General features: G+C 39.7%; 13 protein-coding genes and 1 riboswitch. Of the genes, 5 read left to right on the top strand and 8 right to left on the bottom strand.

What is annotated here, in order from left to right; translation table 11 throughout:
- Positions 1 to 308: 308 nt before the first annotated feature.
- From KS419_RS18760 to KS419_RS18750, 3 genes are read right to left on the bottom strand one after another with little or no spacing between them, the layout of a single operon-like run.
- Entirely contained in the window at positions 309 to 1118 is an 810-nt protein-coding gene (locus KS419_RS18760; protein WP_217067922.1) for an ABC transporter permease, read from the bottom strand.
- On the bottom strand, positions 1099 to 1875 hold the full coding sequence (locus KS419_RS18755; protein ID WP_217067921.1) for an ABC transporter ATP-binding protein: 777 nt from the start codon (positions 1873 to 1875) through the stop codon (positions 1099 to 1101). The genes KS419_RS18760 and KS419_RS18755 overlap by 20 nt, the downstream gene beginning before the upstream one ends.
- A gap of 25 nt (positions 1876 to 1900) precedes the next feature.
- Entirely contained in the window at positions 1901 to 2902 is a 1002-nt protein-coding gene (locus KS419_RS18750; protein ID WP_217067920.1) for an ABC transporter substrate-binding protein, read from the bottom strand.
- 185 nt (positions 2903 to 3087) lie between these two features.
- Here KS419_RS18750 and KS419_RS18745 point away from each other — a divergent pair, with 185 nt between their 5' ends.
- A complete protein-coding gene (locus KS419_RS18745; RefSeq protein WP_217067919.1) occupies positions 3088 to 3405 on the top strand; it encodes a hypothetical protein in 318 nt (105 codons plus the stop codon).
- Between the two features lie 212 nt (positions 3406 to 3617).
- On the opposite strand, the gene pckA is transcribed toward KS419_RS18745, so the two are convergent.
- Entirely contained in the window at positions 3618 to 5207 is a 1590-nt protein-coding gene (gene pckA / locus KS419_RS18740) for a phosphoenolpyruvate carboxykinase (ATP) (protein ID WP_217067918.1), read from the bottom strand.
- Positions 5208 to 5838: 631 nt separating this feature from the next.
- Positions 5839 to 5954, top strand: a riboswitch (SAM riboswitch).
- Between the two features lie 189 nt (positions 5955 to 6143).
- Here pckA and metK point away from each other — a divergent pair.
- The gene (metK, locus tag KS419_RS18735) at positions 6144 to 7346 is read left to right on the top strand and encodes a methionine adenosyltransferase (protein WP_217067917.1); all 1203 of its coding nucleotides are present in this window, start codon (positions 6144 to 6146) and stop codon (positions 7344 to 7346) included.
- A 176-nt stretch (positions 7347 to 7522) separates the two neighbouring features.
- Here the strand turns inward: metK and KS419_RS18730 are convergent, their stop codons facing one another.
- Positions 7523 to 8059, bottom strand: a complete 537-nt coding sequence (locus KS419_RS18730; RefSeq protein WP_217067916.1) for a gamma carbonic anhydrase — start codon at positions 8057 to 8059, stop codon at positions 7523 to 7525.
- Between the two features lie 128 nt (positions 8060 to 8187).
- Between KS419_RS18730 and KS419_RS18725 the strand changes: the two genes are divergently transcribed.
- A complete protein-coding gene (locus KS419_RS18725) occupies positions 8188 to 9000 on the top strand; it encodes an alpha/beta fold hydrolase (RefSeq protein WP_217067915.1) in 813 nt (270 codons plus the stop codon).
- A 25-nt stretch (positions 9001 to 9025) separates the two neighbouring features.
- Entirely contained in the window at positions 9026 to 10096 is a 1071-nt protein-coding gene (locus KS419_RS18720; RefSeq protein ID WP_217067914.1) for a tetraprenyl-beta-curcumene synthase family protein, read from the top strand.
- Positions 10097 to 10142: 46 nt separating this feature from the next.
- On the opposite strand, the gene mnmM is transcribed toward KS419_RS18720, so the two are convergent.
- From mnmM to ltaE, 3 genes are read right to left on the bottom strand one after another with little or no spacing between them, the layout of a single operon-like run.
- Positions 10143 to 10718, bottom strand: a complete 576-nt coding sequence (gene mnmM / locus KS419_RS18715; protein WP_217067913.1) for a tRNA 5-(aminomethyl)-2-thiouridylate-methyltransferase MnmM — start codon at positions 10716 to 10718, stop codon at positions 10143 to 10145.
- Between the two features lie 7 nt (positions 10719 to 10725).
- Entirely contained in the window at positions 10726 to 11682 is a 957-nt protein-coding gene (gene mnmL / locus KS419_RS18710) for a tRNA modification radical SAM protein MnmL/YtqA (RefSeq protein WP_217067912.1), read from the bottom strand.
- A gap of 14 nt (positions 11683 to 11696) precedes the next feature.
- Positions 11697 to 12719: a low-specificity L-threonine aldolase gene (gene ltaE, locus KS419_RS18705; RefSeq protein ID WP_217067911.1), complete on the bottom strand. Its 1023-nt coding sequence runs from the start codon at positions 12717 to 12719 to the stop codon at positions 11697 to 11699.
- A 235-nt stretch (positions 12720 to 12954) separates the two neighbouring features.
- Between ltaE and KS419_RS18700 the strand changes: the two genes are divergently transcribed.
- On the top strand, positions 12955 to 14160 hold the full coding sequence (locus tag KS419_RS18700; RefSeq protein WP_217067910.1) for an MDR family MFS transporter: 1206 nt from the start codon (positions 12955 to 12957) through the stop codon (positions 14158 to 14160).
- The last annotated feature ends 35 nt before the right edge of the window (positions 14161 to 14195 follow it).

The following is a 14195-nucleotide window of genomic DNA, read 5'->3' as shown; positions in this document are numbered from 1 at the left end:
TTCGCAGTGTCTTCTTTGCCGCCGGGCAACGCCTAAGCCTCCTGATAAACCACCCTGCGGGGTCTTCGACTGTTGCTTTTCCCGCAGGAGACGCCGCCTTGCGCATTTCGAGTATATATCATAAGATTGGAGAATTACTATTTTGTTCACACCCTTTTACATTTTTAACAGAAATGAAAAATAAGAAAATCGCTTATAAAACAGTAGAAAAGCAAAAAATAGAGAGGCTCCCCCTCTAAAAGTCATTAATTTAATGACCTTATATGGGACAGCCTCTATTGATCCATGTAGGCATATTATTGGTCGAGTTAGTTTGTATTGTGTCTGCGTATAAGCTTTTTTTCCAGCAATTCCACAAGTTGATACATACATGTGGCAAGAATAGCGATAATAATGAGGGATAACATGACCATTGTGAAATTGAATACTTGGAACCCATAAACAATCATATACCCCAGACCCTGTTTTGACACAAGAAACTCTCCCACAATGACTCCAACCCAGGCTAACCCAACATTAACCTTCAAGGTAGAGATAATGGTTGGATAGGAAGAGGGCAAGATAACTGAAAAAAACGATTGCCTTTTTGTTGCTCCAAAGGAATTAATAACTTTCAAGTAATTGTCATCGACACCACGAAAGGCATTATAAACAACAATTATTGTGATGACAACAGAAATTAATGCCCCCATTGCCACGATCGAAGTAAAACCAGGACCTAGACCCACTATCAATATGGGACCTAAAGCAACTTTAGGCATAGAATTTAAGATGACTAAATAAGGGTCTAATACCTTAGATAAGAAAGGGGACCACCAAAGTATTCCTGCAACAATGGTTCCAATGATTGTACCTAATAGAAACCCTAAAATTGTCTCGAACAAGGTAACAGAAGTATGGGTAATTAAACTTCCATCTTGAATTCTTGTTAGAAAAAGATCCCAGACCCTTGATGGGGAACTAAACAGCAAAGGGTCTAACCATTGTTTTGCTGTAGCTACTTCCCACATCACGAAAAAGAATAGGAGCATACTTACTTGAGTTAACCTTACATAGCGCTTTTCTTTAGATAAATTCTTAACGTATTCTTTGTGAAGTTCATGATTGTGATTGCTCAAAGGATTCCAACTCCTTCCATACCTCTTGGAACCATCCGTTGAAATCAGAATGATTTCTAGCGTCAAATGGCAAACGATCTTTTATTTCGGCAGGAATGGAAAACACTTTTTGAATTACACCAGGTCGGTCACTTAATAGAATTACTCGATCACTCATTGCTATTGCTTCCCCAATATCATGTGTAACTAATAAGGCTGTTTTTTTATGATTTTTTATGGTTGAAAACACTAAATCCTCAAGTTTTAACTTTGTCTGATAATCTAAGGCTGAAAAGGGTTCATCCAGAAGTAAAAGCTTAGGTTCTGTAGACAGCATTCGGACGAGTGCCACCCTTTGCCTCATTCCACCTGAGAGTTCACCTGGATATTTTTTTGTTTTATCCCCTAAGCCCATCTGATCTAATAAATACAAAGCATGATCCCGTGACTCCTTGGTTAGCTTTCCCATTGTTTTTAAACCAAGGGTAATGTTTTCCTCAATAGATAACCAGGGAAATAAATAATCTTGTTGAAGCATATATCCTGTTTCTGGAGTTGGTTTTTTTATCTCTGTTCCATCGAGCTGAATCGAACCACTGGTCGGAAGGATTAGACCAGAGATGAGTGAAAGGAGAGTACTTTTTCCACATCCACTTGGTCCAATTAGGGATACAAATTCTCCCTTTTTTACGCTAAAGGTGATGTCCCTTATTGCTTCTGTATAGGATTCTTTAGAAAAAAATGTTTTCTCCACTTTCTCCAGTTCTAAAAATTCCATGTTAACCTCCTCCTATAGAAGGGGATTATTCATTCATTATTCGTGTTGGAATCTCTGTATTTACTAAATCTTCATAAGAGACTTCCATTGGCAACTCTCCCGCTTCATCCATAATTTCTTGAAGTAAATACCAGGCATCTTCCTGTAATAAAGGGGACTCGGCATAAGAACCCTGATCTCGATAACGGATGACAACCTGTTCAATCGTTTCTAATGATGTGTCTTCAAAAAAGTCTACAATTGATTCTGCCACCACCTCAGCAGGTTGTTCTTGTACCCATAATTGCGCTTTGTGAATGGCCCTTGTGAATCTTTCAATGGTATCTTCATTTCCATCTAAAAAACTTTGTTTTGCCATAAACACAGTATATGGTACATTACCAGATTCGGTTCCGAAGGATTCGATAATGTATCCCACACCATCTTCCTCAAATTGAGTGGCAGTAGGCTCAAATAACTGTACATAATCTCCCGTTCCAGATGCGAATGCAGAAGGAATATTTCCAAAGTCGATATTCTGAATTAACTCAAGATCTTCATGGGGATCTATCCCATTTTGCTTGAGTACATACTCTCCAACCATCTGCGGCATTCCACCTGCCCGTTGACCTAGAAATGTACTACCTTTTAAGTCATCCCAGTCAAAGTCTTCCACAGGTTCCCGAGAGACTAGGAAAGTACCATCGGTTTGAGTTAGTTGAGCAAAATTCACAGCTGGATCATTTGCTCCTTGTGCATAAACGTATATGGAAGTTTCTGCCCCTACTAATGCAATATCTGCTCCGTCAGACAATAGTGTTGTCATGGTGGTGTCCCCACCCCAAGTCGTTGTAAGATCCACGTCTATTCCTTCTTCTTCAAAGAACCCTTCTGAGATTGCAGCATAGAGCGGGGCATAGAAAATGGACCTCGTAACCTCTGCTAAACGAACTTCTGTTTTTTTCTCATCTTGCCCCCCACATGCAGTAAAAAGAATTACTCCTGACAGGGAAACGATAAGTAAGAAAAAGTATTTTACATATTTCATTTTTTACCCTCCTGAAAAAAATAGGTATCTGCTGATGTGATAAGTTATGTAAGTACATAAAAAAGTGTGATAACAATGATATTAGAAAAGCGAAAGCGCCTGAGATCACGAGCGAAGGGCGGTGGAGGAATGACAACTAGAAGTCTGCTCTTTGACTTCGGTTGTCACTTCCGAAGTGCCCCGCAGTGTTTAAGAAGCAACTGAAAAAGTTTAAAACCACTTTTTCAGTTCCATTTATTTATATGGCAATGGCTCCGCTCGTCGCTCGCCTGATAGGAGAAAACCACTCCTATCAAGCTTTTAAAGAATGCGACGGCTACGCTCATGGCTTAGGGACTGTAAAAGTGGAAAACACCACTTTTTCAGTTCCCATGCGAGTAGGCGCTGGAGCTAGACAAAGAAAAGCGAAAGCGCCTGAGATCACGAGCGTAGGGCAGTGCCTCTTCCTCTACAAGCATCTCTCTGAAGTATATCCGTTCATCGGGCAGAACGCCACGTCCTGAGGCAAGCCCGATATTAGGACGTCCTGTCCGTCAATGCAACTCGGAGTCTGCTCAAGGTCAGTATCACTAGCTTACTTTCACCGAAGGAAACGATCGCCGCTGGAGATAGACAGAATAAGAAAACTTATACTTTCTCTCAAAAAAAAGAAAACTCAGCATGGCAGCTGAGTTTTCTTTTAAAAATAATAATCAATTACGACGAGTAATTGACTTTATTGCATAATACTTGGGCCTGCTGAGCGAATATCTCCAGTGATATCTTTATATTTTTTAAAATTTGCATTGAATTTTAAAGCTAATTCTTTTGCTTTTCTGTCATATGCTTCTTTGTCTGACCAAGTTTGTTTTGGTTGAAGGACTTCATCTGGTACTCCCGGACAATTAACTGGAATTTGAAGTCCAAAAATTGGATCTACAACGGTTTCTATAGTAGTTAGTTCGCCGTGGATTGCTGCGTGAATCATCGCTCTAGTAAATCGAAGATTCATTCGTTTTCCTATTCCATATGGTCCACCAGTCCATCCAGTATTAACAAGGAAAACTTCCACATCATGTGCTTCAATCAATTCCCCTAGCATCTCTGCATAAACATTTGCAGGAAGTGGGAGGAAAGGTGAACCAAAACATGTGGAGAAAGTGGCTTGTGGTTCTGTTATGCCACGTTCTGTACCGGCTAACTTACTAGTATATCCTGAAATAAAATGGTACATTGCCTGCTCTTTTGTCAGTTTGCTGATTGGCGGGAGGACCCCAAAAGCATCTGCCGTTAAGAAAACGATTGTATTTGGGTGACCAGCGACACTCGGTAACTGTGCATTTGGAATATGATCTAATGGATAGGCTACTCGTGTATTTTCCGTCATAGAAGAATCAAAGAAGTTCGCTTCTCTTGTATTCTCATCCACTACAACATTTTCCAATACGGCACCATAGCGGATTGCACGATAAATTTCGGGTTCCTTATCTTCGGTAAGGTCAATACATTTAGCGTAGCAGCCACCTTCAAAGTTAAATATTCCGTTGGAGGACCAACCATGCTCATCATCCCCTAATAAAAACCGATGGGGATCTGCTGATAATGTTGTTTTTCCTGTGCCGGATAAACCAAAGAATAAAGCCACATCACCTTCTGTTCCTAGGTTCGCAGAACAGTGCATTGGTAGAACACCTTTTTCCGGAAGGAGATAATTCATAATAGAGAAGATTGACTTTTTCATTTCCCCAGCATATTCTGTACCACCAATTAAAACAGTTCGTTTCTCAAAGGATACGATAATGAAAGCCTCTGAATTTGTGCCGTCAATTAGAGGATCAGCCTTAAATCCTGGAGCAGAAACGATCGTGAATTCAGGGATAATATTATTTAGATCTTCTCTGTTCGGACGGATAAATAATTGTGTAACGAAAAGGTTATGCCAAGCAAATTCATTTACGATTCGAATAGGCAGTTGATGGTTCTCATCTGCACCTGCATAACCGTGATGAACAAATAATTCATCCTTTTCTTCTAAATAATGTAACACTTTTACGTAAAGGTTTTCGAAAATTTCAGATGAGATAGGTTTGTTAACTGCTCCCCATGCAATTTTGTCTTTCGTGGATCTTTCTTCAACGGTGAATTTATCTTTTGGGGATCTTCCAGTATATTTCCCTGTAGTTGCACGGAATGCCCCTGTAGAAGTTAAGTTCCCTTCCTTTCGTTCTAATCCTTTCTCAATGAGTTGAGATACCGACAGATCGTGGTGAACATTGGACCCTCGTAAAACCCTTGTTAATTCGGCTTCAAAATGAATAGTGCTCATATTCATCTTCCTTTCTGTTATGAATTCTATTTGTAGATATTATTCGTATTATCTCTGTAATTAGTATAACACATTAGTACAAATAGTATATACTTATAGGAAGGGGTTTGTGCTTGTCTTAATGATGATACGAATAATATTAAATAGCATAAAAAGATCTTATACATCGCAAAGAAACAGACGAAGAACGTTGTGAAAAGTAAGATAGATTTTGCAAAGAACAAGCTAACGAGAATTTTTTGTGAAGTATTGAGCAAGTTGGAAGATAGAAAAACATACTTAGCTATTAAGTAAGCAGTTCTTTAGGTGTGGTAGTAGACGAGTTTTGTAGTAATAGAAAGAATAAAGGAAAGATCTTCAGGAGGTAATATGATTTTGGCAGGTTCAAACTCATCTAAAATAGATGTGAGGACAAATGTTGCCGAAACTTTTATTTAATGTTATTTTACTCCATTTAATTTTCTATAGGAATAGGTGAGAAGAAAAATTCACCAGATTGTCAATTTTGTGAATTGTTGAACAATGTAATATAATACGACAAAGTGGAGCAAAAAATTCTTTCATTCTCCAATAAAGGCTTATTTTGGTTGACATGTGAATGGAAATCAGTTATTCTTTTTGCGAACGGATACTCTTATCCCGAGATGGCGGAGGGACTGGCCCGAAGAAGCCCAGCAACCATCACTGTGACAATGTGAAACGGTGCTAACCTGCAAGGCATATTTGGTGTGCCTTGATCGATAAGAGGTGAAAAGGCGAATGGGATAAACCTTTTCCTCTATTGGAGAAGGTTTTTTAAATTGTTTATTTTCTATAACTACCGAATTATATATGAATGAACTTCTATTCGTATACCATTTTGCTGGGAGAACGAGTACCGTCAATTCATTATGCATATGCTAAAAGTAATGCAAAAGAACTAAGGAGGTACGTAGAGTGGCTGAAAGACGACGTTTATTTACATCTGAATCAGTAACAGAAGGGCATCCGGATAAAATTTGTGACCAAATTTCTGATGCGATTTTAGATGAGATTATGAAAACAGATCCTAACGCGAGAGTTGCCTGCGAAACATCGGTTAATACTGGTCTCGTTTTAGTTGCAGGTGAAATTACAACATCCACTTATGTGGATATCCCCAAAATTGTTCGTGAAACGGTAAAAGGGATTGGTTACACACGTGCTAAATATGGTTTTGACTATGAAACGTGTGCTGTATTAACATCCATTGATGAACAGTCACCAGATATTGCCCAAGGTGTTAATCAGGCATTAGAAGCACGTGAAGGTCAAATGAGTGAAGAAGAGTTAGACGCGATTGGAGCAGGAGACCAAGGATTAATGTTTGGTTATGCCGACAACCAAACACCAGAACTAATGCCTTTACCAATTTCCCTTTCACATAAATTGGCTCGCCGTTTAAGTGAAGTAAGGAAAAGCGAAACATTAAGTTATTTACGACCAGATGGAAAGACACAAGTAACGGTTGAATATGATGAAAATGATCAACCAGTGCACATTGACACCATTGTTATTTCTACTCAACACCATCCAGAAGTGACATTAGATCAAATTAAGGCTGACTTGAAAGAACATGTCATTAATCCAATTGTACCTGCCCATTTAATTGACGAAACTACTAAATACTTTATTAATCCTACAGGCCGATTTGTTATTGGAGGTCCTCAAGGTGATGCAGGACTTACAGGCCGAAAAATTATCGTAGATACGTACGGGGGATATGCCCGTCATGGTGGTGGAGCCTTTTCTGGAAAGGATGCCACAAAAGTGGACAGGTCAGCTGCTTATGCAGCAAGATATGTGGCTAAAAATATTGTAGCTTCAGGATTAGCTGATCGTTGTGAGGTTCAATTGGCATACGCCATTGGAGTTGCCCAACCAGTTTCCATTGCTATTGATACATTTGGAACTGGGACTGTTTCAGAGGATGTTTTGGTTGAAGTCGTGAGAAACAATTTTGACTTACGGCCAGCAGGTATTATAAAAATGCTTGATCTTCGTCGACCAATTTATAAGCAAACTGCTGCATATGGACATTTTGGCCGAACGGATGTGGATCTTCCTTGGGAACGAACAGATAAGGCAGAAGTGCTAAAACAACAGGCAACTCAAAACTAATAAATTTTTCTTTTAAAAAAGCCGTCTTTACATGGTGATGATTCCATGGGAAGACGGCTTTTATTGTAAGGTAAGAATTTATAAGTTATAGTAGCTTCGGGCAAGTTGCCATTCCTCCAATGACTTTCGCCCGTGACCAAGGCGCTTGCGCTTTTCTTAATTTTTCTTTGCAATTCTTAATCCTTCTTTTTGCCGGATCTTGCCTTCATCACTTCTTTATAATACTGTCCTTTCTCCACGTATTCCCTACGTATCCGATCCATTTCCATCAGATCCTCATCTGTTAACTTGCGGATAACTTTGGCTGGTCTGCCAAAGGCTAGGGTCCTTGGTGGAATTTTTTTTCCCTGGGAAACGAAACTACCGGCCCCAATAAAAGCCCCTTCCCCTATTTCTGCTGTATCTAAGATGGTAGACCCCATTCCAATTAATGCATTTTTCTTAATCACACAACTATGCAAAATGCATTGGTGACCAATTGTTACCCCATCTTCAAGAATTAGTGGATTATTTGGACTTTGATGAAGCACACTGTTGTCCTGAATATTAACATTTTTCCCAATTACGGTTGGTGCCACATCCCCTCGTATGACAGTATTGAACCAGAGACTTGTTTTTTCCCGAATCGAAACGTCCCCCGTTACCACAACACCATCAGCTATAAATACAGTATCATCGATCTGTGGCCATTTATCTTTATATGGATAAATCATTCCTCATTCCTCCTTGGAATAAGTTTACCAAATTCTTACCTTGGAAAGAAATGATGTGTTTACCACTTGACGGTATGGAGAAAGATGTGGAAGATAATAGTAAGTATGGAAGAAGGGGAGGGTTGGAGATGTGGAAGTGGGAAGCATCAGGGCCGAAGAGGAGAGGGGTATTTGTTATTGTACATGGAGCTGGAGAATATCATGTCCGCTATAAGTGGGTAGTGGAAAAACTTAATTCTCTTCATTATCATGTCATTATGGGCGATTTGCCAGGTCAGGGAATGACAGAAGGTCCAAGAGGTCATGTGGATCGGTTTCAGGATTATTTAGATGTGGTCCTTAGTTGGATTCAGGAAGCCAAGAAATATGATCTGCCAGTGATCTTAATGGGTCATAGTATGGGAGGACTTATATCCATCCATTCCTTGCTTCATTTTGAACCTGAGGATTTACCAGATGTCGTCATTCTATCTTCCCCTTGTCTAGGTTTGAAAAATGATCCTCCTGTTTACAAACGGACGTTATCAAGTGTACTAAATCGGGTGACACCTGGGTTTCGGTTACCGTCAGGACTTCCCCCTGGTTCAGGAACAAGGGATGAAGCAATGCGGAAAAGGGATCTGGATGACAGCCGTTTAATTAAACATGTGAGTATTCGGTGGTATAAAGAATTAGTGAAAGCTATGTCTTATGCTCATAAACAAAAAACTGATTTACCAGATATTCCATTGTTAGTAACGCAGTCAGGGAATGATCTAATCGTTAATAAAGAACGGGTTAAGGAATGGTTTAATGGCCTGACCTTAACGGATAAAACATATAAAGAATGGCACAATCTTTACCACGAAGTTTTAAATGAACCAGAAAGAGAAGAAGTTCTGTCCCATTTAATAGGTTTTGTAACCATTCAATTACAGTTGGCAAAAAACAGGCTAAACTGAACTTAAGCTAACGGAGGCAATCAGTGTGAGTATTCCAAGCAGGTCATGGACGTTAATGTATCAAATATATAAAAAAGTTTTACCAAAAGTACACGAATATTTAAGGGAATGGCGAAAGAAGGCCAAAGAAATTCCAAATCCAGAGTTAAGAACACAAGCTTTGGCAAGTATTGACTCAAAAACGTTTCATTGTGAAGGGGGATCAATCTATGGAATACTTGCAAAAAGCAAAAAAGATCAAGTTATTCGATTTATAGTCGCTTATCAGACAATAAGTGATTATTTAGATAATCTATGTGACCGGAGCACATCCCTTGATCCACAGGATTTTCGTGCACTCCATGAATCTATGCCCGATGCTTTAAATCCTGTGGCTGATACTCAAACAAAGGATTATTATCGTTTTCGAGAAGAAAAGGACGATGGGGGTTATTTAAAGGAACTAGTGAAAACATGTCAGGAATGTATTCAGAGCTTTCCAGGGTATAGTTCCGTAATGGAGTCGAATCTGGAATTGGCAAACCTCTATTGTGATTTACAAGTTTACAAACATGTGAAAGTGGAGGAACGTGTTCCAAGATTAACAGCTTGGTTTGACCAACATAAGTCTAGTTTACCAGACATGTCCTGGTACGAGTTTTCCGCATGCACCGGTTCTACTCTCGGAATTTTTTGTCTCACTTCTTATGCTGCGGATAACAGAAATCTGTCTGTTCAGGAGGCAAAGAAAATACAAAAAGGATATTTTCCTTATGTTCAAGGCTTACATATATTAATGGATTATTTTATAGATCAGGAGGAAGACCGTGCTGGGGGTGATTTGAATTTTTGTTTCTATTATCCCAATGAGGATAAAATGATGAATAGGATGGAGCATTTTTATAAAGAAGCGGGAAAATGCATCCGACATTTACCTGACTGGAGATTCCATCAATTGATAACGAACGGATTGTTGGCAATCTACTTAGCAGATGATAAAGTGAAAAATGATCCGGAACTTCGTAAAAAAGGAAAACAGTTTATTCGAGGTGGCGGAGCACCAACATTGTTTTTCTATTTAAATGGATGGCTCTACCGTCGGATAAGTAAAACGTAATAAAGAAGACTTTCGTTAGTCGTTTAACGAAAGTCTTCTATTAGTTTCATTTCCTTTTTTCAATGGCTATTATAAATGGGGGATTATTTCTTTGATTAGTGAAACGGTACTCTAATACATGATATTTTTCTTGAGCTAACGATCGCACAAACGGTAATAATTCATCCCTCTCTACAGCCCCTGCTGGATGACCATGATAAACGACAAGGACTATAATTCCACCCGGTTTTAAGTGAGGTAATATTTGTTCGATGGAAGATATGGTCGTTTCCGGTGTAGTAATGATAGTTTTATCGCTCCCAGGGAGATAACCAAGATTAAAAATTGCTCCATTAATCAGGAAATGGTGTTCCGTTTGCAAATGTTTTTCAACATTTTCGTGACCGTCGTGTATGACCTTGACACGGTTCATGTAACCATGTTCATGAATCCGATTAGTGGTGGCATCAATCGCGTCTTTTTGAATATCAAAACTATAGACGGTACCACATTCGCCAACTAATTTCGCCAAAAAAACTGTATCGTGTCCATTACCTGCAGTACCATCAATGACTACTCCGCCCTTAGGAACGCATCTTTCTAAAAGCATCCTTGCAAATGGCAAGATTCCAGTAAGGTTCATTCCCACTTCACCTCACCTTAGCGGAAACAGTAAATTTCTTGCCTTGCCAGCTGTTACGCCGTTTCAGTTCTTTGTCAATTCCGTTTAACACTTCCCACTTATTTAAACTCCACATGGGACCAATCATTAGATCAGCAGGGCCATCACCAGTGAGACGATGTATGATCATCGATGGGGGAAGAACTTCCAGTTGGTCACATACTAAGTTAATATATTCTTCGGAGCTTATGAATTCCACTAGCCCCTTTTCGTATTGTTTGACCATTGCAGTCTTTTTTAACAGGTGTAGAAGGTGGATCTTAATCCCCTGAACATCGAGTTTTGCAACTTCGTTGGCAGTTTCCATCATCATCCCGTAATCTTCAAGAGGTAATCCGTTGATGATATGGGAGCAGATACGAATGTTATGTTTACGAAGTTTTTTTACTCCATCCATATAACATTGATAATCATGGGCGCGGTTGATTAAATCTGCAGTTCGCTGGTGAACGGTCTGAAGTCCTAACTCCACCCATAAATAGGTTCTTTCATTTAATTCAGCTAAATATTCTACAACATCATCTGGTAAACAGTCAGGTCGGGTTGCGACGGCTAGTCCAACCACATCTTCTTGTTGGAGGATCACTTCAAACATTTCCCTGAGTTCTTCTACAGGGGCGTAAGTATTGGTGTAGGCCTGGAAGTAGCCAATATATTTTCCAGCTTTCCATTTTTGATGAAGCTTTCCTTTTATCGAACGGAACTGAGTAACCAAGTCATCCTTACGATCCCCGGCAAAGTCTCCAGATCCACGTTCACTGCAAAAGGTACAACCTCCACTGGCTACCTTTCCATCCCGGTTAGGACAATCGAACCCCGCGTCTAATGGGACTTTGAACACCTTTTCTCCAAACTCTTCCCGTAAATGCTGATTCCAAGTATAGTAACGTTTCTCCCCAAAATGGGAAGGAATCTGCTCTTCCATCATAAAGAACTCCTTTAAACGTCCAATTTTTTAAGTATTGTGATGACTGATTGAATATCGTCTTTTGAAATGTCCAGGTGAGTTGTCAGACGGATAATGGTAGGTGCGAATGCCACTGCCAAAACTCCCTTTTCATTTAAGAGGGCGAGCCATTCCGAAGCGGATTTTCCCGACTCCTTCGTATCAATCAATACAATGTTTGTTTCCACTGGATGGATAACCTCACATGGGGTAAAGTCTTCCACCGCTTTCGCAAGCATTTTTGCATGCTCATGATCCTCTGCTAATCGGTGTATTCCCGTTTTGAGCCCATGTAGGCCAGGTGCGGCAATTACGCCAGATTGGCGGAGTCCGCCACCCAACATTTTACGTTTTTTTCTGGCGTGAGCGATAAATGTTTCATTACCCACAAGTATGGATCCTACAGGTGCCCCAAGTCCCTTTGAAAGACAAAATTGGACCGTATCAGCACATTGTGCATATTCCTTAACAGATGTATTGCTTCCAACAGCGGCATTAAAAATCCTTGCACCATCAACATGGACAGGAATGTTATAAGCCTTTGCAAGTTCATGGACTTCCCGAACATAGGATAGGGGGAGGATCGAACCACCACTTCGATTATGAGAGTTTTCCAGCCAGATTAATGCCGTTTCAGGAAAGTGGATATCTTTACCCCTAATAGCTTTCTCCAAATCATCGATAGGTATTTGACCACGGTTATGTCTCAACGCCCTAGGTTGAATACCTCCAAAGGCAGATGCACCTGCCCCTTCATATAAAAATACATGGGATTCGTCATCCATAATGACCTCTTGTCCTGGACGAGTATGGGTTAAGATTGCAGCGATATTCCCTTGTGTTCCGCTCGTCATAAATAATGCTTTCTCTTTCCCAAATAAGTTAGCAGCGTATGATTCCAATTCATTAATGGTAGGATCTTCCCCGTAAACATCATCCCCGACAATCGCTTCTGCCATTAGCTGTCTCATTTCAGCAGTTGGCTTTGTTACTGTATCACTACGCAAATCGATCATATCTTTTCCCCACTCTTTCTCACTATTTTCTTTTCACATCCTAACACAGATTTTGTTTGATGTCACAATGGTGCAAGTGGTTAGTTCAACGACTGAAACGGAAGAAGATTGATTGGTGATTCAGTTACTTCATTCGAAAGGGAGAAGATATTAAGAATATCCAATTATATATTGTTGCGAAATTATCTTACATGAACTAGAATTTACTTAGAGAAGCGAAGGAAAGGGGATTTACATGCCAAAAGCAATTTGGATATTAGTCATAGGTATGGCCATCAATATCACTGGGGCCTCTTTTTTATGGCCTTTAAATACGATTTATATGAATCAAATTCTGGGGCAGCCCCTGTCCGTAGCGGGAATTGTACTAATGTTTAATGGTGGAGCGGGGATTCTCGGTAATTTAATTGGAGGGAAACTCTTCGATAAAATTGGAGGATATAAAACCATCATGACTGGTGTATCAATTACGATGACGAGTGCTTTTACCCTCGCTATCCTGCACCAATCCTTTACTGCTTATGTGATCCTCTTAATGGGACTGGGGTTTGGGGCAGGTTTAATGATTCCTTGTATGTATGCAATGGCAGGTTCGCTATGGCCTGAGGGGGGACGAAGACCGTTCAATGCTATATATGTGGCTCAAAATGTAGGTGTAGCAATCGGTGCAGCCATTGGAGGATTTCTTGCAAGTTTTCGATTCGATTTCGTATTCTTTGGAAATGGACTTATGTATTTAGTTTTTTTCATATTGGCGTTTGTTTCTATCCGTAAACTTAAGTTGAATCGTGATGGTGGTTCCACAACTAGTGTTTTTGAACAGAGTCAGTTAATTGAAAATAAAAAGCGATTTAATGCTTTAGTTATTTTATGCTTAGGTTTTCTGATCTGCTGGATTGCTTATGTCCAATGGCAGACAAACATTTCTGTCCATACACAAAACCTAGGAATTCCATTGAATCATTATAGTATTCTGTGGACTGTCAACGGTGCAATGATTGTTTTCTGTCAGCCCGTGATACGCTTTTTTGTGAAAAGATGGTTCCATTCATTAAAAGCACAAATATACGTTGGTGTATCCATCTTTATGATTGCCTATATCATTCTTAGTCAGGCAGAGTTATTTACAGCCTTTTTAGCTGCGATGATTGTGTTGACTATTGGTGAGATGTTTGTTTGGCCGGCTATTCCAACCATTGCACATAAATTAGCACCAAAGGGAAAGGCAGGCTATTATCAAGGGATTGTAAATAGTGTAGGTACAGGAGGAAGACTTCTTGGACCACTATTTGGTGGCATCATCGCAGATCTTTATGGAATGACTATTTTGTTTTATTTGTTAGTTGGGATGTTCCTCATACCAATCTTGACGACCTTCTTATTTGATCGAAAACTATTGGATCAGTCCTTTTCCAGGAGGGATGACACAGAATCTGCATAGAATATTTTTTATTTTGTTTAAACCATTTTTAAATT

The organism is Evansella tamaricis, assembly GCF_019042215.1.
GTDB classification, from domain to species: domain Bacteria; phylum Bacillota; class Bacilli; order Bacillales; family Salisediminibacteriaceae; genus Evansella; species Evansella tamaricis.
The sequence above is the reverse complement of the archived record's forward strand: the minus strand, read 5'-3'. Positions and strand labels throughout refer to the sequence as shown.

Coding starts and splice junctions, on each gene's coding strand:
- KS419_RS18755 (WP_217067921.1), bottom strand. CDS start 1,875: ATGGAATTTTTAGAACTGGAGAAAGTGGAGAAAACATTTTTTTCTAAA.
- KS419_RS18750 (WP_217067920.1), bottom strand. CDS start 2,902: ATGAAATATGTAAAATACTTTTTCTTACTTATCGTTTCCCTGTCAGGA.
- pckA (WP_217067918.1), bottom strand. CDS start 5,207: ATGAGCACTATTCATTTTGAAGCCGAATTAACAAGGGTTTTACGAGGG.
- KS419_RS18730 (WP_217067916.1), bottom strand. CDS start 8,059: ATGATTTATCCATATAAAGATAAATGGCCACAGATCGATGATACTGTA.
- KS419_RS18725 (WP_217067915.1), top strand. CDS start 8,188: ATGTGGAAGTGGGAAGCATCAGGGCCGAAGAGGAGAGGGGTATTTGTT.
- mnmM (WP_217067913.1), bottom strand. CDS start 10,718: ATGAACCTTACTGGAATCTTGCCATTTGCAAGGATGCTTTTAGAAAGA.
- mnmL (WP_217067912.1), bottom strand. CDS start 11,682: ATGGAAGAGCAGATTCCTTCCCATTTTGGGGAGAAACGTTACTATACT.
- ltaE (WP_217067911.1), bottom strand. CDS start 12,719: ATGATCGATTTGCGTAGTGATACAGTAACAAAGCCAACTGCTGAAATG.
- KS419_RS18700 (WP_217067910.1), top strand. CDS start 12,955: ATGCCAAAAGCAATTTGGATATTAGTCATAGGTATGGCCATCAATATC.